The 21,509-nt window shown below is 62.7% G+C and carries 23 protein-coding genes and 1 tRNA gene; 12 read left to right on the forward strand and 12 right to left on the reverse strand.

Annotated elements, in window-relative coordinates; all coding sequences use genetic code 11:
* Window position 1 precedes the first annotated feature (1 nt).
* Window positions 2-679 (forward strand): ArsR/SmtB family transcription factor, encoded by a 678-nt coding sequence (locus CR152_RS02190; RefSeq protein ID WP_099873403.1) that lies wholly within the window; start codon window positions 2-4, stop codon window positions 677-679.
* On the opposite strand, the gene pabB is transcribed toward CR152_RS02190, so the two are convergent.
* From pabB to CR152_RS02205, 3 genes are read right to left on the reverse strand one after another with little or no spacing between them, the layout of a single operon-like run.
* On the reverse strand, window positions 676-2,484 hold the full coding sequence (gene pabB, locus CR152_RS02195; RefSeq protein WP_099873404.1) for an aminodeoxychorismate synthase component I: 1,809 nt from the start codon (window positions 2,482-2,484) through the stop codon (window positions 676-678). The genes CR152_RS02190 and pabB overlap by 4 nt on opposite strands.
* 14 nt (window positions 2,485-2,498) lie before the next feature.
* Complete coding sequence (gene slmA / locus CR152_RS02200) at window positions 2,499-3,077, reverse strand: nucleoid occlusion factor SlmA (RefSeq protein WP_099873406.1); 579 nt, start codon at window positions 3,075-3,077, stop codon at window positions 2,499-2,501.
* A 28-nt stretch (window positions 3,078-3,105) separates the two neighbouring features.
* The gene (locus CR152_RS02205) at window positions 3,106-3,834 is read right to left on the reverse strand and encodes an HAD-IA family hydrolase (RefSeq protein ID WP_229413251.1); all 729 of its coding nucleotides are present in this window, start codon (window positions 3,832-3,834) and stop codon (window positions 3,106-3,108) included.
* A 48-nt stretch (window positions 3,835-3,882) separates the two neighbouring features.
* Between CR152_RS02205 and CR152_RS02210 the strand changes: the two genes are divergently transcribed.
* On the forward strand, window positions 3,883-4,773 hold the full coding sequence (locus CR152_RS02210) for a TraB/GumN family protein (protein WP_099873408.1): 891 nt from the start codon (window positions 3,883-3,885) through the stop codon (window positions 4,771-4,773).
* Between the two features lie 42 nt (window positions 4,774-4,815).
* Here CR152_RS02210 and CR152_RS02215 read toward each other — a convergent pair.
* Both CR152_RS02215 and argB read right to left on the reverse strand, forming a co-directional pair.
* Window positions 4,816-4,890, reverse strand: a tRNA-Thr gene (locus CR152_RS02215).
* A 34-nt stretch (window positions 4,891-4,924) separates the two neighbouring features.
* Window positions 4,925-5,851 (reverse strand): acetylglutamate kinase, encoded by a 927-nt coding sequence (gene argB / locus CR152_RS02220; RefSeq protein ID WP_054265500.1) that lies wholly within the window; start codon window positions 5,849-5,851, stop codon window positions 4,925-4,927.
* 253 nt (window positions 5,852-6,104) lie between these two features.
* Between argB and CR152_RS02225 the strand changes: the two genes are divergently transcribed.
* Window positions 6,105-6,305 carry a cysteine-rich CWC family protein gene (locus CR152_RS02225; RefSeq protein WP_099881921.1) on the forward strand — a complete coding sequence of 67 codons (201 nt, stop codon included), beginning with the start codon at window positions 6,105-6,107 and terminating at the stop codon, window positions 6,303-6,305.
* Between the two features lie 77 nt (window positions 6,306-6,382).
* On the opposite strand, the gene CR152_RS02230 is transcribed toward CR152_RS02225, so the two are convergent.
* Complete coding sequence (locus CR152_RS02230; RefSeq protein ID WP_099873410.1) at window positions 6,383-6,961, reverse strand: hypothetical protein; 579 nt, start codon at window positions 6,959-6,961, stop codon at window positions 6,383-6,385.
* A 378-nt stretch (window positions 6,962-7,339) separates the two neighbouring features.
* On the opposite strand from CR152_RS02230, the gene CR152_RS02240 reads away from it, so the two are divergent.
* From CR152_RS02240 to CR152_RS02250, 3 genes are all read left to right on the forward strand, one after another.
* Complete coding sequence (locus tag CR152_RS02240) at window positions 7,340-7,774, forward strand: DUF29 domain-containing protein (protein WP_229413252.1); 435 nt, start codon at window positions 7,340-7,342, stop codon at window positions 7,772-7,774.
* 176 nt (window positions 7,775-7,950) lie between these two features.
* Window positions 7,951-8,382 carry a DUF29 domain-containing protein gene (locus CR152_RS02245; protein ID WP_099873417.1) on the forward strand — a complete coding sequence of 144 codons (432 nt, stop codon included), beginning with the start codon at window positions 7,951-7,953 and terminating at the stop codon, window positions 8,380-8,382.
* Window positions 8,383-8,567: 185 nt separating this feature from the next.
* Window positions 8,568-8,999, forward strand: a complete 432-nt coding sequence (locus CR152_RS02250; RefSeq protein ID WP_099873419.1) for a DUF29 domain-containing protein — start codon at window positions 8,568-8,570, stop codon at window positions 8,997-8,999.
* 100 nt (window positions 9,000-9,099) lie between these two features.
* On the opposite strand, the gene CR152_RS02255 is transcribed toward CR152_RS02250, so the two are convergent.
* Both CR152_RS02255 and CR152_RS02260 read right to left on the reverse strand, forming a co-directional pair.
* Window positions 9,100-10,419, reverse strand: coding sequence for an extracellular catalytic domain type 1 short-chain-length polyhydroxyalkanoate depolymerase (locus CR152_RS02255; protein ID WP_229413253.1), 1,320 nt, complete (start codon window positions 10,417-10,419; stop codon window positions 9,100-9,102).
* Window positions 10,420-10,441: 22 nt separating this feature from the next.
* On the reverse strand, window positions 10,442-10,855 hold the full coding sequence (locus CR152_RS02260; protein WP_099873421.1) for a ribbon-helix-helix domain-containing protein: 414 nt from the start codon (window positions 10,853-10,855) through the stop codon (window positions 10,442-10,444).
* Between the two features lie 142 nt (window positions 10,856-10,997).
* Here CR152_RS02260 and CR152_RS02265 point away from each other — a divergent pair, with 142 nt between their 5' ends.
* The 6 genes from CR152_RS02265 to CR152_RS02290 all read left to right on the forward strand — a co-directional run bounded on the left by CR152_RS02265 (window position 10,998) and on the right by CR152_RS02290 (window position 14,478).
* Complete coding sequence (locus tag CR152_RS02265) at window positions 10,998-11,363, forward strand: VOC family protein (RefSeq protein ID WP_099873423.1); 366 nt, start codon at window positions 10,998-11,000, stop codon at window positions 11,361-11,363.
* A gap of 19 nt (window positions 11,364-11,382) precedes the next feature.
* Window positions 11,383-11,829 carry a thioesterase family protein gene (locus CR152_RS02270; RefSeq protein ID WP_099873424.1) on the forward strand — a complete coding sequence of 149 codons (447 nt, stop codon included), beginning with the start codon at window positions 11,383-11,385 and terminating at the stop codon, window positions 11,827-11,829.
* Window positions 11,826-12,032, forward strand: a complete 207-nt coding sequence (locus tag CR152_RS02275) for a DUF1289 domain-containing protein (RefSeq protein ID WP_099873426.1) — start codon at window positions 11,826-11,828, stop codon at window positions 12,030-12,032. The genes CR152_RS02270 and CR152_RS02275 overlap by 4 nt, the downstream gene beginning before the upstream one ends.
* A complete protein-coding gene (locus CR152_RS02280; RefSeq protein ID WP_099873428.1) occupies window positions 12,033-12,476 on the forward strand; it encodes a hypothetical protein in 444 nt (147 codons plus the stop codon). It abuts the gene before it with no gap.
* 7 nt (window positions 12,477-12,483) lie between these two features.
* Window positions 12,484-13,428, forward strand: a complete 945-nt coding sequence (locus tag CR152_RS02285; protein WP_229413254.1) for an MBL fold metallo-hydrolase — start codon at window positions 12,484-12,486, stop codon at window positions 13,426-13,428.
* A gap of 96 nt (window positions 13,429-13,524) precedes the next feature.
* Complete coding sequence (locus CR152_RS02290; RefSeq protein ID WP_099873430.1) at window positions 13,525-14,478, forward strand: NAD(P)H-dependent flavin oxidoreductase; 954 nt, start codon at window positions 13,525-13,527, stop codon at window positions 14,476-14,478.
* Window positions 14,479-14,613: 135 nt separating this feature from the next.
* Here the strand turns inward: CR152_RS02290 and CR152_RS02295 are convergent, their stop codons facing one another.
* The 4 genes from CR152_RS02295 to CR152_RS02310 all read right to left on the reverse strand — a co-directional run bounded on the left by CR152_RS02295 (window position 14,614) and on the right by CR152_RS02310 (window position 21,351).
* Window positions 14,614-16,071 (reverse strand): glycoside hydrolase family 19 protein, encoded by a 1,458-nt coding sequence (locus CR152_RS02295; RefSeq protein ID WP_099873432.1) that lies wholly within the window; start codon window positions 16,069-16,071, stop codon window positions 14,614-14,616.
* Window positions 16,072-16,164: 93 nt separating this feature from the next.
* Window positions 16,165-18,549 carry a chitinase C-terminal domain-containing protein gene (locus CR152_RS02300; protein WP_099873434.1) on the reverse strand — a complete coding sequence of 795 codons (2,385 nt, stop codon included), beginning with the start codon at window positions 18,547-18,549 and terminating at the stop codon, window positions 16,165-16,167.
* Between the two features lie 33 nt (window positions 18,550-18,582).
* Window positions 18,583-19,608, reverse strand: coding sequence for a cupin-like domain-containing protein (locus CR152_RS02305; protein WP_099873436.1), 1,026 nt, complete (start codon window positions 19,606-19,608; stop codon window positions 18,583-18,585).
* A 75-nt stretch (window positions 19,609-19,683) separates the two neighbouring features.
* Window positions 19,684-21,351: a glycosyl hydrolase family 18 protein gene (locus CR152_RS02310; RefSeq protein ID WP_099873438.1), complete on the reverse strand. Its 1,668-nt coding sequence runs from the start codon at window positions 21,349-21,351 to the stop codon at window positions 19,684-19,686.
* Window positions 21,352-21,509 lie beyond the last annotated feature (158 nt).

Raw genomic sequence — 21,509 nt, forward strand, 5'->3', positions numbered from 1 at the left:
CATGAAAGACGGACCCAACATTATCGGCATTGCCGCCCTGATCGGCGATCACGCGCGCGCGGAAGTATTGACCGCCCTCATGTCGGGCATGGCCCTCACTGCCACCGAACTGGCCGACATCGCCGGCGTCACCAAGCAGACGATCAGCGCCCACCTCGCCAAGCTGGTCGATGCCGGCCTGCTCGCGGTGGAAGCGCAGGGCCGCCACCGCTATTTCCGCCTGGCCGACGACGACGTTGCGCAGCTGCTCGAATCGCTGATGAACGTCGCCTTTCGCACCGGCGCGGTGCGGCTGCGTTCCAGCCCCCGCGAGCCGGCCTTGCGCAAGGCGCGCGTGTGCTACGACCATCTGGCCGGCGAACTCGGTGTGCTGGTGTATGAGCGCCTGCTGGCGCATGGCGCTTTCATTCCCGATGCGGATGGCCTGCGCCTGACCGGCGCCGGCAGCGCCATGATCAAAGCAATCGGCGTCGACACGGCGGCGGCGGCCGGCACGCGGCGCGCCTTTTGCCGCACCTGTCTCGACTGGAGCGAGCGCCGCCACCACCTGGCCGGCGCGCTGGGCGACGCACTGCTGGCGCGCTTCGAGGAAATCGGCTGGGCCAAACGCTCGCTCGATTCGCGCGTGGTTGCGTTCAGCGACGCCGGCGAACAGGATTTGCGCCTCTGGCTGGCTTAGGCCAGCACCGCCATCATCGGTCCGCGCAGCGCATTGCAAACCATCAGGCCGGTGGCGCGCTCCAGCATCGCGCGCGTGACGATGCCTTCTTCCGCATCCCACCGGGCGTCGGCCAGCACCAGCGCGCGCATGATCCCGGGCAGCAGGCCGCACGCCAGGGCGGGAGTGCGCCAGCGCCCGTCGACCTGCACGAACACATTGCTGCGGCCTCCCTCGGTCAGTTCGCCGCGCTCGTTGAAGAACAGCATATCGAAAGCGCCTTGCGCCTCGGCCGCGCGCCAGGCGGCGTCGTAGCGCGTGCGCACGCTGGTTTTGTGGCGCAGGAACAGATCGTCGGCGCGCATCGCGTCCTCCGCCAGCAGCACGCGCACCGGCTGCGCCAGCGCGGCCAGTGCGCCGCTTTGCACGCTGAACGCGCCGGACGGGCCGAGCGCGAGCCGCATGCGCGAGGCCACCCCGGGCGCCAGCGCGGCGCAGGCGGCGTCCAGCGCCGCGTGGGCATCGGCTTGGTCGAACGGGAAGCCGAAGTAGCGCGCCGACCGCGCCATGCGCGCCAGGTGCAGCGCGCGGTGGCGGCAGCCATCGTCGCGCGTGGCGTGCAGGGTTTCGAAGACCTCGATCTCATTTTGCAGGCCGGTCAGGAAGCGCGCCTTGAGCTGGCACTCGGCATATTCGTCGGCGGCGTCGCTGTCGTACACGATGCCGGCGCCCACGCCCATCTCGCCGCGCCGCGTGCCGCCGTGCTGCGCCTGCAGCGTCAGGGTGCGGATCGGCACCGACAGGCAAAAGTCGCCGATCGCGTCAGGCGTGGAAGCTGGATCGAACCAGCCGATGGCGCCCGTGTAGACGCCGCGCGCGGCCGGTTCGAGCTCGCGGATGATTTCCATCGCGCGCCGCTTGGGTGCGCCGGTGATCGAGCCGCACGGGTACAGCGCGGCGAAGATGTCGGCCAAGGTAGCGTCCGGGCGCAGGCGGGCGCGCACGGTGGACGTCATCTGCAGCACGCTGGCAAAGCGCTGCACGTCGAACAGCGCCGGCACCTCGACGCTGCCGGTGACGGCGATGCGTCCGAGGTCGTTGCGCAGCAGGTCGACGATCATCAGGTTTTCGGCGCGGTTCTTGACGTCGGCCGCCAGCGCGCTGGCGCGGCGCGCATTCCCGGCCTCGTCGTCGCTGGCGGGGGCGGTGCCTTTCATGGGGCGCGCGACCAGCTCACCGCCTTGGTGGCGCACGAACAGTTCGGGCGAGAGCGACAGCACGGCGCCGCCGTCGGGCAGGGCGATCAGGGCGCCGTAGGGCACCGGCTGGCGCGCGCGCAGGCGGGCATACAGCGCGTGGGGCGAGCCGAAGGCGTCGAAGTGCAGGCGGTAGGTGTAGTTGACCTGGTAGGTGTCGCCGGCGGCGATGTAGTCGTGGATGCGCTTCAAGGCGTCGCTGAACGCGGCTTGGTCGACGTTGGCGCGCACGTTGCCGATACCGGCCGGGCCATCCTGCGCCGGCGCGTGCGCGGCCAGCCAGGCCGTCACCTCGTCGAATGACAAGCGGGTGCAGGTGTCGAACAGCAGCAGCTGCGCCAGCGGACCGGTGGCATGGTGCGTGCCGATGCCGAGCAGGTGCCCGCCCAGTTCATAACTGAGCACCGCCACCGCATGCAGGCCGCGTCCGAGCGCCGCCTGCAACTGCGCCAGCAAGTCCGGCCATGTGCCGGCGTCGTCGCAGCGCAAGGCACCCGCATGGCCCGTGTACAGGCGCGAACCGCCGCCGGTGGCGTCGTCGAGCAGGGCAAAGCAGTCCACGGGGTTCATCGGTGTACGCGCGGTCAGGCCGCCAGCAACAAGGAAAGCTGGAGGGCCGTGCCCTCGGTCGGGTTGTGGCGGAAGCCGCTCTTGGCGTAGCGGTGCCAGCGTCCGACCACGTAGCTCACCAGCAGGCTGGCGCGGGCGGCGACGTCGGCTTCCTGGCCGTGTCCCTGGGTGACGGCCAGGCGCAGCGACTGCTTGCACGCCAGTTCGATCTTGTCGTAGAACTGGTTCATGCGCAGCTGCAGGCGCTCATCTTCGTTGACCAGGGCGTCGCCGATCAGCACGCGCGTCATGCCGGGATTGTTGGCCGCGAAGCCGAGCAGCATCTGCAGCACGGCGTGCGCCTGGTCGACGCCGCCCTGTTCGTTTTCGGCGATCTGGTTAATCAGGCCGAAGACGCTCGATTCGATGAATTCGATCAAACCTTCGAACATTTGCGCCTTGCTGGCGAAGTGGCGGTACAGCGCCGCTTCGGATACGTCCAGCCGTGCTGCCAGTGCCGCCGTGGTGATTTTCTCGCCTTTGGGCTGCTCCAGCATGGTGGCCAGAGCCTGGAGGATTTGCAGCTTGCGCTGGCCCGGCTTGGTGCTTGCCATGTGTTCTCGATGAGGTGGGTTGACGATGTCAGCGCAGTCGATTCATGCATCTCGGCAACTGAAGCACGGATTTTACTTTGACATCGACATAAGCGGGGCGTTTTAACTTTTTTGGCAACGGCGCAACACCGATCGGATCGGCCATGCGCAGGTACTGGGTGACCCAGGCGGTGCGCATTCCCACCTGTTTGGCGGTGCGCAGGTTGGCCAGGGTGTCTTCGACCAGGATGCAGCGCTGCGCGGCAACGCCGTGCTTGCGCAGCAGGCGGCGCAGCATCAGCTTGGACGGCTTGGGCCGCAGCTGGCCGTGCACGTGCATGTTTTCGATGGCGATGTGGTGACTGAAGTGGCGCCGCAATCCCAGATGGCGCATCACGTCGGTCGAATAGCGGGTCGGCGCGTTGGTCAGCAGGATTTTTTGTCCCGGCAAGCGCTTGAGCAGGCGCGCCAGCCCGCGTTCGTAGCGGATCATGTCTTCCAGCCGCTCGATGTGGTGGGTTTCGTGCAGGAAGTCGGCGGCGCTGACCTGGTGGTGCTTGATCATCCCGAGCAGGGTGGCGCCGTAGCGTTGCCAGTAGTCGAGGCGGGCGGCGTTGACCACGTCCGCGCTGGCGGGCGTAACGCCGTCGCCCAGCACGCGCGCGATGAACACGTTCATGTTGGCGGTGATGGTGGGGAAAATCGCGTGCGAGGCGTTATGCAGGGTATTGTCGAGATCGAACAACCAGAGCGGGGCGGAGCGGGTAAGATTGGACACAGGGGACCTGATTAAAAACGCAATAACGAACCAACAAGGAAATAAGGCATGAGACGTCCGATTATAGTGGTGTTCCTCAGTTTGCTGATGCTGGCCCTGCCGGCGGCATGGGGCGCCGAGCGCGGCGCGCTGTTCAAGATCAGTGGCAGCGGCCATACGATGCATTTGTTCGGCACCATGCATGTGGGCTTGCCGGAGTTCTATCCGTTGGAGCCGCGCATTGCCACCGCCGTGAAGGATGCCTCGGCGCTGGCGCTGGAAGTGGACCTGCTGCAGGACCCGGCCAAGCTGGGTGCGGCGATGCAGGCGCACGCCTTGCTCGCGCCCGGCAAGCCGGGCTTCCAGGATCGCTCGCCAGCCTTTCGCAAGCGCGTGGAACAGGCCTTGAAAAAGGCGAAGATCGATCCGGCCGCGGTGGCGCGCTTCAAGCCGTGGCTGGTGGCGACCACCCTGACCCTGGCCGAGTACGCGGCTGAGGGTTACCAGGCCGAGCTGGCGGTCGACATCAAGCTGGCGCAGATGGCGCGCGCGAGCAAGGTGCCGGTAATCGAGCTCGAATCGATCAGTGCCCAGTTCGCGATGTTCGACCGCTTGGGCGCGGAGGAGCAGTGGAAGTTCCTGGAAGAGAGCGTGGACATGATGGAGTCCGGCAAGCAGCGCGCCGAAATGCGCCAGATCGTCGACGCCTGGGGCTCGGCGGACAAGGCCGGGCTCGATGCGGTGGCGGCCAAGGTCGAGAGCGACACCAGCGTATCCGGCAAATTCATGCAGAAAATTCTGTTGGACGAACGCAACGGCCCGCTGGCGGACAAGCTGGCCGCTTTGCTGGTCAAACAGGACAAGAGCGTGGCGGCGATCGGGGTATTGCATCTGATCGGTAAGAACAGCGTACCGGCATTGCTGCGCGCGCGCGGGCTGAAGGTCGAGCGGGTGTACTGATCTGGATAGTGCAGAGCTTGGGGGAGGGTGCCGCGGGAGGAATGGTGCCCTTTACGTGGATTGAACACGTGGCCTCTCCCTTACCAAGGGAGTGCTCTACCACTGAGCTAAAAGGGCGGTACTGTTGGCGGCTGATGCCGCCATAAAAATTTTAGTGCGACCGGATCATAGTGCCAAAAGCCTGTTCGGTCAAGACTTCGAGCAGCAAAGAGTGCTCAATTCGTCCGTCGATGATGTGAACCGTGTTCACGCCCGACTTGGCCGCATCGAGTGCCGATGAAATTTTAGGCAGCATGCCGCCCGAAATGGTGCCGTCGGCGAACATTTCGTCGATCTCGCGCGCCGACAGATCGGTCACGAGGTTGCCTTTTTTATCTTGCACGCCGGCGATGTTGGTCATCATGATCAGCTTTTCGGCTTTCAGGATTTCCGCGATCTTGCCTGCGACGACATCGGCATTGATGTTGTAGGCCTGGCCATCCTGTCCGAAGCCGATCGGCGAAATGATCGGAATGAAGGCGTCGTCCTGCAGCGCCTTGACCACGGCCGGGTTGATGGCATCGATTTCGCCGACAAAACCGATGTCGAGGAACTCGCCCGGGTTTTCCTTGTCGGGCATGGCCATTTTGCGTGCGCGGATCAGGCCGCCATCTTTGCCGGTCAGGCCGACAGCCTGGCCGCCGTAGTGGTTAATCAGCATCACGATATCTTGCTGGACTTCGCCGCCGAGCACCCATTCGACCACTTCCATGGTTTCTTCGTCGGTGATGCGCATGCCTTGCACGAAGCTGCCTTGCTTGCCGATTTTTTTCAGGGCGTTGTCGATTTGCGGACCGCCGCCGTGCACCACGACCGGGTTCATGCCGACCAGCTTGAGCAGGATGACGTCGCGCGCGAAGCCGTGCTTGAGGCGTTCGTCGGTCATCGCATTGCCGCCGTATTTGATGACAATGGTCTTGCCATGGAAATTGCGGATATACGGGAGTGCCTCGGCCAGGATCTGCGCCTTGATCTGCGGGGAAACCGCGGTCAGGTCGTCTTGATGGTCGGTCTTCAGTTTGGGCAAAGGAGCGGTCATGGCGGGTCCGAAAATGAAATTTTGCGAGATTTTACAGGCAACAGGGAGAAGCTTGTGGGCATTATAGGGCTATCTTGTTGTATTTTCATTTTTGATCCGTTAGGCTGAGCTTAAATGAATCTCCTCCGCGCTCCAGCTCCGTTTCGCGGCGCCCGAAGCAGCGCACCAATTGATCAGGAAACATGCCCATGAATGGCATCGCCCGCACGTGTCTTCTCCCATTGTGGCTGACCTCGCCGGAAAGCGGCGCGCCATGAGTACCTGCAGCCGCTGTGGGGCGCAGTTCGGCTGCGCCATGGCCGACGGCACAGCGGGGCCGTGCTGGTGCACGGAACTGCCGCCGGCGGTGGCGGTGCCGGTCGAGGGCGGCGCGGCTGCTTGCTGGTGTCCGGCGTGCCTGAAGGCGCATATCGAGGCGCAGCGAGCCAGTTTGGCCGAGCCGGCGCGTGAATGAGCTGGCTGCACTACCGGGAGATCAGGCTGGAACGCGGCGCAATCGTAGTTTCTCCGGATGTTTACCCCAAGGGGCGGTTAATCGCCTTCCTGGGGCGCTGAAGGCCTGGAAGCGGGTTCTCCGAACGCCGGTTTGAGTGTTGGGTTGGCACCAAGGCCGACTGCTTTCTCCGTGGTGGCCGTTAGTTTTGCCAGTCCTACATAGCCGGTTAGAATCGACCCGACAATTGCCACCAAGGCCAGACTGGAGACAAATGCCGTTCCGATATCCTTCATCCAACCTCCGATCGTTTTCTTTTCGTCCAGTTGCGTCTGGATTTCTTTCAAGGCTGACTGTACCCGTGCATCCAGCGTGGCAAATTTTCCTGACAACTCCGACTGGCAAACCTCAAAAGAGAGCTCAGCCAGCCTGTCTTTCAAGGCCTCTTTGATGTAGCGCGCGGCAATGCGGTTGCCATGCTGCCTCAAGTGTGTAATGTTCACATCCAGCATTTGTACCTGAACGAACGCCTCTTCTTCAGCCGCACAAGGCTGGCGCAGGTGAAAAGCATGGAACTGCTCGCGCCATTCAATCTTGCTGCGCTTATAGTCGGCGTAAGCTAATGCGCCAGATACGTCATCCACACCGGAAACCAGGGTTGAAAACACGTGGCCCATGTGCTACTCGCTTGCCATTGCTATCGCGGCGGCGGTCGCAGCTTTTTTAACGTCTTCCGGTGAAAACTCCACAGCGTCAATGATTTGCTGGGTCCGCGCGGAAAAGGGCGGCCTCGGAGCAACCCTCAGAGATAGGCGTTCCTCAAGACGTTGAACATCTTCTTCAGTGAACGTTGTTCTAAATATGAACATGGCAAACTCTCCTTGCGGTCAAATTAATTAATCTCCCCCGGCGGCTGAGCAGGGACCTATGCACAAAGCTACAAGGATAGACCTCACTGGCGTGTTCAAGTTCCCTGCTCGCGCCGGCGCACGATTGAGACGCGTCGAAGTCAGGTCGGTATGCATGCTTAATATGAGGGCAGTCACAAGGAGTTGATGATGGCTAGTCTGTACGACATGGACGTGCTTGCCTGGTCGATCGAACAGGCGGCGCTGTTGCGCGAACGCCGGTGGTTCGCGCTCGATATTGAGAACCTTGCCGAGGAGATCGAGGAAGTGGGCAATAACGTGCGGCGCGAACTGGGCAGCCGGATGGCCGTGCTGATTGCCCACCTGCTCAAGTGGCAGCTTCAGCCGCAATTGCGCAGCAAAAGCTGGCGCGCAACGATCGATGTGCAGCGCGAGAGCATTGCAATAAAGCTCGCTAAAGTGCCGAGCCTGAAGCACACGCTGGCTGATGACGCGTGGTTTGTAGAGATTTGGAACGACGCGCTGGTCATTGCCTTCAATGACACCGGGCTGCACCAGTTCCCGCGGACGCCTGTATGGACCACCGCGCAAGTGTTGGACTCGACGTTTTTCCCCGCATAGGGAACGCTCACGTTCGCCCTTTAGCTCGGCTCGCCGCCAAAAAGCGAACTTGCCGCTGTCCGCAATCTGCGTCGCGTGGCGAAGTTTCTCAGTGGCACTGGTGCACGGTGGAGGTCGGTCGAATGGAGAATCGATATATATATGCTTGAAATTGTGGCAGTAAAAAGGTGCTGACGATGGCGAATCTGTACGACGAGGATGTGCTTGCCTGGTCGATCAAACAGGCGGCGCTGTTGCGCGAACGCCGCTGGTCCGCGCTCGATATTGAGAACCTTGCCGAGGAGATCGAGGACGTGGGCAACAGCGTGCGGCGCGAACTCGGCAGCCGGATGGCCGTGCTGATTGCTCACCTGCTCAAGTGGCAGTTCCAGCCGCAATTGCGCAGTAAAAGCTGGCTCAAAACGATGCAGGTGCAGCGCGCCTCGATCGCCCGTAAGCTCGGCAAGGTCCCCAGTCTCAAGAGCGCACTTACCGATAATGACGGGCGGCAAGAGGTCTGGGACGACGCGCTGGTACTTGCCCTCAAGGAGACCGGGCTGCATGAGTTTCCGGACACGCCAATATGGACCAGTGCGCAGATACTGGACCCGGCATTTCTTCCTCGGTAGTGGCTGGCTCATGCCGCCCCTTCAACCGGGTTCAACGTCGATAAAAGACATCGCCGCCGGCGTTTTGCCGGCACATCATCGTCATTCGCGCCACGATCTTGCCGCCGCGCAGGCATTTTCAGTCGTGCCGGGCTCGCTTGGGCTTACCATACGGAGACCGGGTTGGCTTTGAACAGGAGCGGTCAATGGCAGATTTGTACGACACCGACGTGGTGGCCTGGGCATACCAACAGGCTGCCTTATTGCGCGCGCGGCAGTGGTCGGCGCTCGACTTTGACAATATCGCCGAAGAGATCGAAGGCGTGGCCAAGGCTGAAAAGCGCGAGCTGGGGCGGCGCATGTCGGCCTTGTTTGCGCAATTGCTGGAATGGAAGCTGCATCCTGAGCGGCGCGACAGTGGATTGCTAAGGAGTATCGGCGACCAGCGCGTCAGTATCGGGCGCGTCTTGCGCAAGATGCCCAGTTTGCAATCGGCCTTGATCGACATCGAATGGCTCGACGATGCCTGGAAGGATGCTCTGGGCATTGCCGGCGGAAACATGGAACTGGACGGACTTCCGCGAAGGTGCCCGTGGACGCTTGTCCAAGTGCTGGCTGAGCATTTTTTGCCGGATTAGCGCTTCCAGATTGAATTTGCCTCATCAATCAAGCGCGGCGCTGCACCGTTGACCAGGCCAGGAGCGCGGTCGACGGGAATGTCACCCGTCGACGGCAGCCTTAGCGCTTGGTCTGGAAAAAACGCATCATTTCCCGGCTGGCATCCGGACCCTTGCCATCGGTATAGCTGCCGCGCGCGCTGCCACCGGACCAGGCATGGCCGGCCCCGTGGATCAGCCACTGTTCCGCCTGCGGGGTCCCGTCGGCGCGCTGGTGCACGGTGCGCGTGTAGGCGTGCCCGTCCGGCACGCGGCCCGGCTCGGTGACGAAACCTTTCGACTCGTGATGCGCGCCGCGCTTGATCAGCTCGTCGCCATTGACCGGATGCACGGTCGTATCCTTGTCGCCATGGAACACGATGATGGGAATCGACTTGCCGCTGGCCTTTTGCGGTCCGAAATTGCCCTTCATCGCCGCCAGCGCCGACGGCAGATCGTGGGCCGACGCGAACGGCAGCCCCGAATGCACACCCACGGCCGCATACAGTTCCGGATACAAGGTGCCCATGATGGTTGCCATCGCGCCGCCGGCCGACAGCCCGGCGACATACACCTGGCTCTTGTCGACGGCATGGTTGTGCATCACCGCCTCGGTAATGCCGGCAATAATCGATGGTTCACCCTGGCCGCGTTGCTGGTCGACCGCATTGAACCAGTTCCAGCAGCGCGAGGAATTGGCTTGCATCGATTGCGCCGGATACACGACCAGGCACTGCATTTCTTCGGCCAGCGCGTTCATCTGCGTGCCCGTGGCGAAGTCGTCCGGGTCTTGGGTGCACCCGTGCAACATGACCACCAGCGGCATCGGCTGCCCGTTGTAGCTGCTCGGCTCGTACAACTTGTAAGTCCGGGTGCCGGCCGCATTCGTGAAGCTGCCATCCGTAAATTTGCCAGGAAGCGCCTCCGCCGGGGTCGACGACATGCCGCCGTGCATGCCGGGCAGGTCGAAATGCGGCATCTTGAACGCGGTATGGCCGCTCGTTCCCGCACGGTCGAGCTTGGCCAGCAGGTCGGGCATCAGGTTGTTGAATGCCGCGGTTGCTTCCTGCACCGCATTTTTGACGTATTGCTCCTGCGTGGGCGCGGCTGCGTCCTGCGGCTGGGACCCTGCTTGCGATCCCGCTTGCGCTTGGGTTGGCGGGACCGGCGGTACCACGCTGTCGCGCCCGGCCGTTCTGGCGTGCGCCGGCGGCGTGTTCAGGTCGCGCATCGTGGCGGCGCCTTCGCGCGCTGCCGCTGCCTGCTGGGCAGCCGCGGCTTTGTGGGGCGTCAGGACCTTGAGGGCCTCATGAATGGCGCTGGTAGCGGCCTTCGGTCCCTGGCCCATCAGGGTCTTGGTTGCGGCCCGCATATTCGCGAACAGTTTCTCATTGAGTTTCATTGGCTTTCCTTATATAAGCGCATCAAAGGATGCGGCCCGCCAGTGCTGTCTTGATCACGCTGCTCGCATGCAGGGCGCCAAGCACAAAGATGGATTCGATGGTTGCCAGCGCCAGTTCCACCGACACGTCGCTGGCAATGCTGGCCATGCCCAGTACCTGGATCTGCAGCCGTTCCCCCGCTTCCAGCGCCGCTTCGAGGTCGGCGCGGGAATAGTGATGCATTCCCAACACCAGGCTCTTGCGCGCCACCGTTTGCCGTACCACCTCGGCATGGGTGTTCAACTGGTTCCGGATCGCTGTGCGTATCAGGTCGGTCCGGTTCGAATAAAAGCCTTCACTGACCAACAGGTCGATCTGGCCCAGATCGATCAAGCCCAGATTGATGGTGATTTTTTCCGATTCAGCGGGTTTGAGTTTCAGGTCCCGGGCATTCATACGTCTCCATATCATCTGTGTGGCATCCGTATGCCATCTGTATGGATGGTAGTCTACCCCTCTGAGGTCCTCCGTCAAGCGCGATTCGTCTGAATGCGATAATGGCGTTTTTATGTATCAATCCCGTCACAGCGGAGGAACGATGGCAAGTATCACAGGAATCGACCATGTGCAGGTAGCCATGCCGGTCGGCGGCGAAGCGCAGGCGCGCGCCTTTTACAGTGGCGTGCTGGGCCTGGCCGAAGTGCCCAAGCCGGCCCATCTGGCCGTGCGCGGCGGAGCCTGGTTCCAGTGCGGCGCCGCCCAGCTGCACCTGGGGGCCGACAGCGCCTTCCAGAGCGCCAGAAAAGCGCATCCAGCCCTCATCGTCGACGGTTTCGATGAGTTCGTCGGTGCGTTGGCTGACGTTGGCGTCCAGGTCCAGCTGGAAGAGATGGTCGCCGGCTTGCGGCGCGCCACCGTGAACGATCCCTTCGGGAACAAGGTCGAGCTCATCGAGCAACGTTAAAAGAAGGCATAATCCGAGCATGAGTCCCGACCTGCAACCCGGCTACCGCTTCGAGTGGAGCTACACCGTCCCGGCGCGCGCCACCGTGCCGCAGCTGTACCACGACACCGATTTCTGCCGCGACATGCCCGACGTGCTCGCCACCGGCTACATGGTCGGCATGATGGAACTGGCCTGCGTGCACGGCATCATGCCGTTCACGGACTGGCCGCGCGAGCAAAGCGTGGGCACCATGGTGCATTTTTCGCATTTCGCGCCGACCCCGCCCGGCATGACGCTGGTAATCAAAGGCGAAGTGCTCGAAGTGGCGGGTCGGCGCGTGCTGTTCCGCGTCGAGGCCTGGGACGGTGTCGACCGCATCTGCGAAGGCACCCACGAGCGTCACGTGATCGATCCGGCCCGCTTCAATGCCAGGGTGGCCGCCAAGGTTGCCACCGGCGCCGGGACCGGGGGCGGAGCCGCATGAATCCCGAACTGCAGACGCCGGTGCCGTCCCCCTGCATCAGCCTGTGTGAAATGGCGCCCGATACCGCATCCGGTAAGGGCCTGTGCCGCGGCTGCCTGCGCACCCTCGATGAAATCGTCGCCTGGGGCAATGCCCCGGACGAGTACAAACGCGCGGTCTGGGCCGAGATCCGCCGCCGCGAAGCCGAACTGGACTTTGACTAAATGAACTTCTATACGCCGCAGCAAGCGGTCACCGGTCCCGCCTACGGGACCGGCTTCAAGGCCTTCGCCACCGTCGTCACCCTGGTGCTGCTGCTGTACGGTGCCAGCGTGGCGTGGCGCTTTCCGGTGATGTCGTTCGGCCTCGGCGTCAAGGCGTTGCTGCTGGGCGCCGGCCTGATGCTGGGCGTGAGCTATTACTGGTTCCTGCGCGCCACCACCACCATCGACGCCACCGGCATCCGCCAGACCTGGCTGTACGACAAGCAAGTCGAATGGCGCGATGTGCGCGGCGCCAAGATGATCGGCATCCCCTACGCTTCCTGGCTGTTCCCGCCGCGCATGGTTGTGCGAACCGGCAATTCCTTCACCACCTTCAATGGCGGCTCGCAAGCCGTCCTGATCGAGTTCGCCAAGATCTCGCTCGCGTTCCAGATGAAAAAATGAGTTACCCATGAGTGCAATGTTAAATCCCGACCCGGCGCGGCTGCCGGCGTCGATGCAGGTGTTCGAGCGCGGCTGGTTGTCTTCCAATAATGTGCTGTTTACCGGTTCCGGCGAAACCACCCTGATCGACAGCGGCTACAAAACCCACGTGCCGCAGACGCTGGCGCTGGTCGGCCACGCGCTTGGCGAACGGCCCCTGGGGCGCGTCATCAATACCCACCTGCATTCGGACCACTGCGGCGGCAATGCGGCGCTGAAGGCGCGCTACGGCTGCCGCATCGGCATTCCGGTGGCCGAGGCCGCCAACGTTGCCGCCTGGGACGAGGACGCGCTCAGCTTCAAGGCCACCGGCCAGCAGTGCGACCGGTTCGGGGGCGATTTCACCGTCTCGCCCGGCGACGAGCTGGAACTGGGCGGCAAGCTGTGGCAAGCGCTGGGCGCGCCCGGCCACCATCCGCATTCGCTGATCTTCTTTTGCCCCAGCGAAGGCATCGTGATTTCGGCCGACGCCTTGTGGCGCAACGGTTTCGGCGTGATCTTTCCCGAGCTCGACGGCGAATCAGGTTTTCTGGAAGCGCGCGCCACGCTCGACCTGATCGGCAGCCTCGACGCGCGGCTCGTCATTCCCGGCCACGGCGCCATGTTCACCGACGTCCAGCCGGCACTGAAAAGGGCGTTTACCCGCCTGAACTTCCTCGAAGCCGATCCGCTGCGCAATTCCGAAAACGCGGTCAAGGTCATCCTCAAGTTCCTGCTGCTCGAACGCCAGCGCATCAGCCTGGCTCAAGTGGCGGCCATGTTCGCCGCCATCCCCGTGCTCGAAGGTGCGCGTGGGCGGCATCTGCAGCGTTTCGAGACATCCTCGCAGATGGCCGACTGGGCCGTGCAATCGCTGGTGCGGGCCGGGGCGGCCAAGCGCGACGGCGAGGATCTGGTCAACAGCGACTTGTAAACACGCCGCAGCCGATTTTCAAGCACGATCGTTCTTTTTTCGCACTATAATGCTTGGGAATTGCTTCCATCCACTTTTTTCGATTGCGAGACCGACATGGCATTGCCCGCCGCGCTGCAAAACCTCACCCTTCCCGTCATTGGATCGCCGATGTTCATCGCCAGCGGGCCCGCGCTGGTGGCGGCGCAGTGCAAGGCGGGAATCGTCGGTTCCTTCCCCGCGCTCAATGCCCGTCCGGCCGAGCTGCTCGACACCTGGCTGACCGACCTCAAGAAAGAGTTGTCCGATTACCAAGCCGCCAATCCTGGCGCCAAGGTCGGGCCGATCGCCGTCAACCAGATCGTGCACCAGTCCAACGACCGTCTGGAACACGATGTGGCGATGTGCGTCAAGCATCAGGTACCGATCATCATTTCCTCGCTGCGCGCGCCGCCGAAAGAAATGCTGGATGCAATCCACAGCTACGGCGGCATCGTGATGCACGATGTGGTGTCGATCCGGCATGCCGAAAAGGCGCTGGAAGCCGGTGTCGACGGGCTGATTCTGGTGGCTGCCGGCGCTGGCGGGCATGCAGGTCCCTTGTCGCCGTTCGCGCTGGTGGGCGAGGTGCGTAAATTCTTCCATGGCCCGGTGGCTTTGTCGGGATCGATTGCCACGGGCGACGCCATTCTGGCGGCGCAGGCGATGGGCGCCGATTTTGCGTATATCGGCTCGCGCTGGCTGGCGACGAAGGAATCGAATGTAACGGATGAGTACCGCGACGCGATCGTGGAATCGGCGGCGGCGGATATTATTTACACCAACTTGTTCACCGGCGTGCACGGCAACTACCTGAAAAAATCGATTATCAATGCCGGACTCGATCCGGATGCCTTGCCGGAGTCGGACAAATCGAAGATGAGTTTCGGTTCGGGCAGCGCCAAGGCGTGGCGCGATATCTGGGGCGCGGGGCAGGGCGTGGGGATGATGAATGATGTGCCGACGGTGGCTGAGATGGTGGCGCGGTTGAAGCAGGAATACGATGCCGCGCGCGCGCGTTTGGCGCTTTAAATCGCAGAGCCGGCGCCCACAAAAATAACGATATTCTAAATTCCGTCGTTCCCGCGCAGGCGGGAACCCAAGTCTCGTTGATCCGCCATGAGCATCGGCACGCACTTGGGTTCCCGCCTGCGCGGGAACGACGTATCACTGAAGTTTGACCTTCCAGTTATCCTGCACGCACTTCACATAATTGTCCGCAATCAGCGCGCTGTAGGGCGTCTGATAACTCACCAGCTGACACTGGTTCTGCCCACCCTCATTCCAGTTCTTCTCCCAGTAAATGCTGTACGACGCCGAACTTGACGGCCCGAAGCGCTGCATCGTGGCGCACGATAACTGCTCCGTACCCACATTCCAGCCCAGTTCGCCCGCAAACTGCTTGTAGTAGTTGATGCGGTTCTGCGCCGCCGCCTTTTCCGTCCCCTGGCCGCACTCGGCGTTGATGATCATGATCGTCGTGGCGAAATTGTTCCCAGCCCCCGCCGCGCGGTCGGCCGCATTCGGTACCCACGTTCCATCGATCACATGCAGCATCGATGGCTTGGGCGGCTGCGGATAGACGAAGAAAAACGTCGCCGATGCCAGGTTGAGCCACGTCGACGCCACCCGGTCCGGATCGCGCAGCAGTACCGATTGGTCGCCCTTGAACATGATCTGCGAGAACGGCCCGTAGTTGTAGTTGTACGACAGCTGCTTGGCTCCGCGTCCGAAATACTTCTTGAAGCTGCCGTCCGCATTTTTCCCACAGGTCCAGACCGAATTGAACACGGGATCGGCGCACTCGGCGTTGTAGCCGCAGCCGGCGCCGGTTTCATCGCAGCCCAGCTCGCGCAGGTACTTCAAGCCCTGGCGCCACTCGGGAATCGTGCTGCTCGCGTTGTGCTCGCCCGTTTCTTGCGCGAAGTGCGCGAACATGGTGGACAGTACATGTCGGCAGATGCCGTCGGCATCGCGCCCGTCGCTGTAGTCGTCGCACAAGGCTGGAAACTTGGCCACCGCCTGCAGGAAACGCTGGTAGGTATAGCTCGGCTCGCGCACCGCGAAGAAATGATCCCACTTGGTTGCCGGCAGCAGGCGTTCGACACGCTTCACGTTGATCGGATTGGCGCTGCGTCCCGGCACCACCTGCTCGACACCGGCGTTGTCCAGCGTGCGGATCGATGCTTTGATGCTGCGGAAGAACGCATTGTCGGTCAGCTGCGCTTCGCGCGTCTCGGCCTGCGCCTTCGTCGGAACGCCACCCGGTGTCGGGGTAGGAGTTGGCGTAGGAGTCGGTGTAGGTGTCGGCGTAGGTGTCGGAGTCGGAGTCGGCGTCGGCGTCGGCGTCCCCGCACTCAATTCCCACGGCCCCCACTGTTCCGCTCCCGGCACATTACCTTGCGTCCACCATTTGGCCTTGTACACCTTGCCCTGATGACTCGCGCACATTCCCACGGTGAACACCGCGCTGGCGCTCCACACCGGACAGGTGGCGCTTGCCTTGACCATCGAACGCGTCGCGCTTTCCGACCCTGTGGATTCGCCGCCACCGCTGCTGCCGCCACACCCGGCCAGCATTCCCGCCAGCAGTCCTGCTGCCAGCATCGATAATTGTTGTTTCATATTCTTATTCCAGAAAAAGGATAAAAGGCAGAAAAAACCCGGCAACGCGCGCTGGCGTTCCCGGGTCCTTTGCCTTGAAAGATCAGGCGATGCTTACGGCAGCGCGACCGGCAGTTCCGGATACTCGTCGGCCAGCGCATAGCGCTTGCCGCCGACCGTGATCACGTATGCCGATGGTCCCGAAATCGGCAGCTGATAGTTGAGCGTCAGCGACACCGATGCGCCCGGCGCCAGCGCTTGCCATGCCGGAATCGTGAACTGCGCGCGGTTGAAGTTCGCCTTGAAGCCGCCGATATTGTTCGGCCCGTTGTACCCGGCCGCAATCACTTTCAGTCCATACCCCGACTGGTCGCTCATATTGGCCGGTGCCGCCACCGGATACGAGAACTCCACCACGCTGCCGCCCGGAATGGTGGTGGCCGACTTGTTGGTCACCGTCATCACCGGGTTGATCGGGAAGTTGCTGTCGCCCATCTTCCAGCCACCCAGCTCGATGCTCACCTTGGCGCTGCTGGCAGGCATGGCGGTCTCGGCGCGCTTGTTGCCGTACGGCCCCGCCGCCTTGAAGGTGTTGAAGGTGTTGGTGGTCAGGGTGTTGCCCATGACGTACTGGCCCTTGCCGCCGTTCTTGCTGGCATCCCACGCGTAATCGCCCGCCATCTCCCAGATCATGATGCCGCCGACGTTGTTGTCGACGATGTAGCGTGCCTTGGCATCCATCGATTGCGCCGTCTCGGTCGAGAGGAACACTTTCGTGGTCGGATTCCACAGCCACGGCGCCGCCATGGTCGCGCTGTAGTTCGGCTGGTAGGTGCCGCGCAGCGTCTTGTCGGTCACCTTGTAGGCGTCCAGGTAATCCGGCAGGATCGCTTTTTCCAGGTTCAGTGCGTGCCACAGCGGATTGCCGCCGCCGGGGATCGGCTTGCCGTTGACATCGAGGTCGTGCCACAGGTTGTCGATGCCGACCGCGCCTTCGCCGCAGGTTTTGACGCCGGCGCAGGTCACGGTCGAGCTGACCAGGGCGGTGGTGCCCCACAGGCCGTTGGTGCCGCCGTTCACGTTCTTCCAGCCACGCGTGTAGTACGGCACGCCCAGGTTGATGCGCCCGGCTTGCAGCGCGCCGCGGTAGTAGCGGTAGGACCAGTCGACGTTCAGGTAGCCGATGTTGGCGAACTGGTAGGCGTTGCCGGCGCGCAGTTCGGCGTCGTTGCCGTCATCGAACAGGGGCGCGTTGGGACCGACGTACTGGTTCCAGCCGCCGTGCAGGTCGTAGCTCATCAGGCTGGCATAGTCGAGATACTTCAGGCCCGACAGGTTTTCTTCGCCGCGCAGAACCCAAGCCGAAGCGGAGCCGGCGATGGTCAGCAGGTAGTACTTCTTGTCGGCCACCGCTGCCGTGTCGAGCTTGGTACGCACGCGTTCCAGCAGCACGTTGTAGCTCTTCATCAGCCCGGCGAGGCGTGGTTTCGACATGCCGAAATCGAGCGGGTTGCCGGCCTCGTTGTTGGTGGTCGGGTGCTCGTAGTCGATGTCGATGCCGTCGAAGAAACGGTACTGGCGCAGGAACGCCACCATCGAGTCGGCCAGGGTGTCGATGCCGGCGCTGTTGAGCGAGCCGTCGGCGTTGGTGGTGGCCGTGTAGAAGCCGCCGCTGCCCGCCCAGCCGCCAACCGACAGCATGATCTTCACGCCGTGATGCTTGCGCTTGTATTGCGCCAGCAGGTTGAAGTGGCCTTTGTAAGGTAGGGACGGGTCCATCGCGGCGGCCGGGTTGTCGGGCCAGGTCAGGCCGGTGTCCGGATTGGTCGGCCCGCTGCCGAGCAGCAGCTTGGACGTGGCGGGGTCGACCGCGGCGAAGGCGTAGTTCACATGGGTGATCTTGTCCCACGGGATGTTGTTGACAAGGTAGGAAGGTGTGCCATCCTTGCCCGTGCGCCAACTGGTGAAGTAGCCGACGATGCGCCGGTTCAGCCCGTGCGCGAGCACTTCGCGGCCATTGGCGTCGTACACGCCGCAGTACGGCACGTTCGTGACCTTGGAGGTCAGGCCGTCAGGGCGGCAGGCGACCGGGGTTGGCGTCGGTGTCGGTGTTGGCGTCGGAGTCGGAGTCGGAGTCGGAGTCGGAGTCGGAGTCGGAGTAGGCGTCGGTGTTGGTGTCGGCGTCGGCGTTGGAGTCGGAGTCGGCGTTGGTGTTGGGGTAGGCGTCGGTGTCGTCGACAGCGCCCACGGTCCCCATTCCTCGGCGCCGGGCACGTTGTTCTGTGTCCACCACTTCGCCGTGTAAGTTTTACCCAGGTGGCTGACGCAGGCGCCAGCCGTGTACACCTGGGTGGCGGACCATGCGCTGCACACCACCACTTGGGCCAGCTGGCGCTTCGATTCGTTGCCCTGGCCTTGAGCGGCGTCAGGACCGCTGGCGCCTCCGCAGGCTACCAGGGCGCTGCCGAGAAGGGCGCCCATCAAACGATTGATAGTCATTCTTATTATCTCCGTTATTCATTGTGTTCCCCCTCAGAAATCGTGATTGGGGGGATAGTTACTGTAGAAGTCGTTCGGCCATCGGAAATTGGTCGCCGACAGCGTCACCGAAATATCGAGCCCTTCCACGTAGTGCCACCAGCCGACCGGCAGGAACAGGATCTCGCCCGGTTCCAGCACGCATTCGAGGACCTGCACCTCGGCCATGGCGGGAAAGCGCGCCAGGTCGATATTGCGGGCGTCCACCTCGGTGAAGCAGTGCCGGTGGTTGTAAACCCTTGGCGTGTCGCACGGCGCCATCAGCTTGATCTTCTTGCGTCCGATGATCTGGGCCATGAAGTTATTGGTCAGGTCGTGGTGGAACGGGGTGACCGTGCCAGCCGGGCCGAACCAGAAGAAGCCGCGCCGCGCAGGATCGTCGGTCAGGTACTCGGGCAGGGTGCCTACGTCGTCGAACAATTCCTTCAACGCTTCGCGGTTGAGCGAATCGTTGTTGGCGGTCATGTAGAAGTCATTGGTGCGCCCGCTGGTGCGGACCATTTCCACATACTCGCCGAAAGGCATCTTGCGCTTGTGGGCAATGCTGTTGAGCTCATATTGCGGATCGGCTTCGCGTCCGAACTGCACCTCGACCACGCGCTCGCCGAAGCGCTGCGCAAAATACTCGAGATTCCATTTCTGGCGTGCCGGGAAATGCTCCAGCATGCCGGTGATGATCACCGGCCTGTTGGTGCGGTAATACTCTTGCACGAAGTCCTCGCCGGAGAGCCGCTCTCGTCGTTCAATCCCCTCGTCGTACAGCTGGTTCAATTGCGACTGGATGGCCAGCACCCAGTCGCGCTTGTTGACCCGATTGGCCAGCCTGCGCGCAGCCTGCAGATACGGGCTGCGCAGTGCCGCGTCGATTTCGGTCCGGGCATGCGCCGGGGACACGTTCGATTTGACCAGGATGGAGGCAATCGCCTCGGGCGAGGTGCCCAGCATCAGGTTTTCGCCGATCCAGCGGCGCCAGTCGTCGTTGACCTGCATGGTCGGCTGTACGTTCGATTGAATTTTCAAGAGGTTTCTCCAGGAGGTTGCGGGCATGGAGATACCGGCCGCCGTTGATGGCAGCCGGCACCTCCGCTTAGCCGCTTAGCGGCCCTTCCATACTGCGCTGGTCAGGGCACCGTTGGCATCGCCGTCGAGTTCCCAGGAGAACGCGCCACGCAGGCCCTGATCGCGCACATATTGCATCTTCACGCCGATGGTGGCCGGATCGTCATAGCTCCACCATTCGCTGTTGGTCGTCAGCAGGTACAACTGCTTGGTCACAGGATGAGTCCAGCGGGTGCCGGCCTTGTTCACGAGAACCTTGTAGTCGTCGATGCCGGCTTCGTACTGACCGGCTGCCGGACCGGTCGCTGCCTGGTACAAACCGTCGCCGCGCGGGCCGGGGCTCACGCCTTTCCAGCCACGGCCGTAGAACGGCACGCCCAGCAGGATTTTGTTTTTCGGCATGCCGGCTGCGATCAGCGTCTTGATCGCGTCGTCGGTGTTGTACTTGGTCAGATTGCCGGTCGCCGGGTCAGCGGGATCGCGGTACAGCGGCGCGTGGAAATTGGTGGTGTTTTCCCATCCGCCGTGGAAGTCGTACGTCATCACGTTGACCCAGTCCATGTATTGACTATACAGCGCAGGTTCAGTCTGGGCAATCTTCTCGCCGCCGGCGCCGATGGCGGCCGTCAGTGGATAGCGTTTGCCGTCGATCTTGCCTTGCGCGTCGAGCTGGGCCCGGAACTCGGCCATCAGCAAGGTAAAGTTGCGCTTGTCGTTGACCGTGTCGACCGTGTTGTACGACTGGCCGCCACCGCCCGGGTATTCCCAGTCGATATCGATACCGTCGAACACGCCCTTGGCCGCGCCCGGACCGCCGCGTCCATCCTGCACCGGCAAGTCACCCGCGATGAATTGCTTGATGCACGACCTGGCCAGCTGCTTGCGCAGCGCGTCGGTCTTGGCAGCGGCCGAGAAGTAGCGCGACCAGCTCCAGCCGCCCAGCGAAATGAATACTTTCAGGTTCGGATGGGCCTGTTTCAGCAATTTGAGCTGGGCGAAGTTGCCGGTCAGCTTGGCATCCCATGGGATGACCTTGCCGTCGACGGTGCGCGCAGGGGAACGCTGGTAATCGGCGTAGGCGTCGCCACCGGTGCCGGCGTCGGCTGGCGGCGGCGTGGTGTTGCCGGTTTCAGCCTTGGTCACCATGTCGCACTCGTAGCCGCCGTTTTTGGCATACACGTTGCCGAAGGCGTAGTTGATGAAGGTGAGCTGGTCGGCCACGCTGGTCGGCACGCCGTTCACTGGTGTCTTGGTGGTATGGATGTCGGCCACTTCGTAGCTGCGGCCGTACACGCCCCACTGCGCGAAGTAGGAACCGATTTCACGTCCGCCGACCGGGGTTGGTGTTGGCGTCGGTGGCGTTGGTGTCGGCGGCGTTGGCGTTGGCGGGGTCGGCGTCGGGGTCGGCGGGGTTGGCGTCGGCGTTGGGGTATCGGTCGTCAGTTCCCATGGGCCCCACTGTTCGGTGCCCGGGATATTGTTTTGCGTCCACCACTTGGCTTTGTACACCTTGCCTTGGTAGACCGCGCAATTACCGACGGTGTAGATCGTGGCTGCATTCCAGTCGGCGCAGGCGACGACGGCAGCTGCCGTTTTGGTCATGCTGCCCTGAATGTCGGATTTATCGCCGCCGCTACCGCCGCATGCGGCGAGCATGCCGCCCATGAGGGCGATCAGCAGGCCGCTCTTTGTGTTGTATTCCATGTTGTCTCCTTGGTCGATGTGGTGTCCGTTTTACGATCAGTTGCAATCGGAACTACGCCGATCAATCGGAAAAACGGTGAGCCAGAGTGAGCCTCGGAGAATTGGTAGTCAAGTGGTTTTATGCGGTTAACTAAAATGAAATACCAGTTAGATTTGCG

This window comes from Massilia violaceinigra (assembly GCF_002752675.1).
GTDB lineage: Bacteria > Pseudomonadota > Gammaproteobacteria > Burkholderiales > Burkholderiaceae_D > Telluria_A > Telluria_A violaceinigra.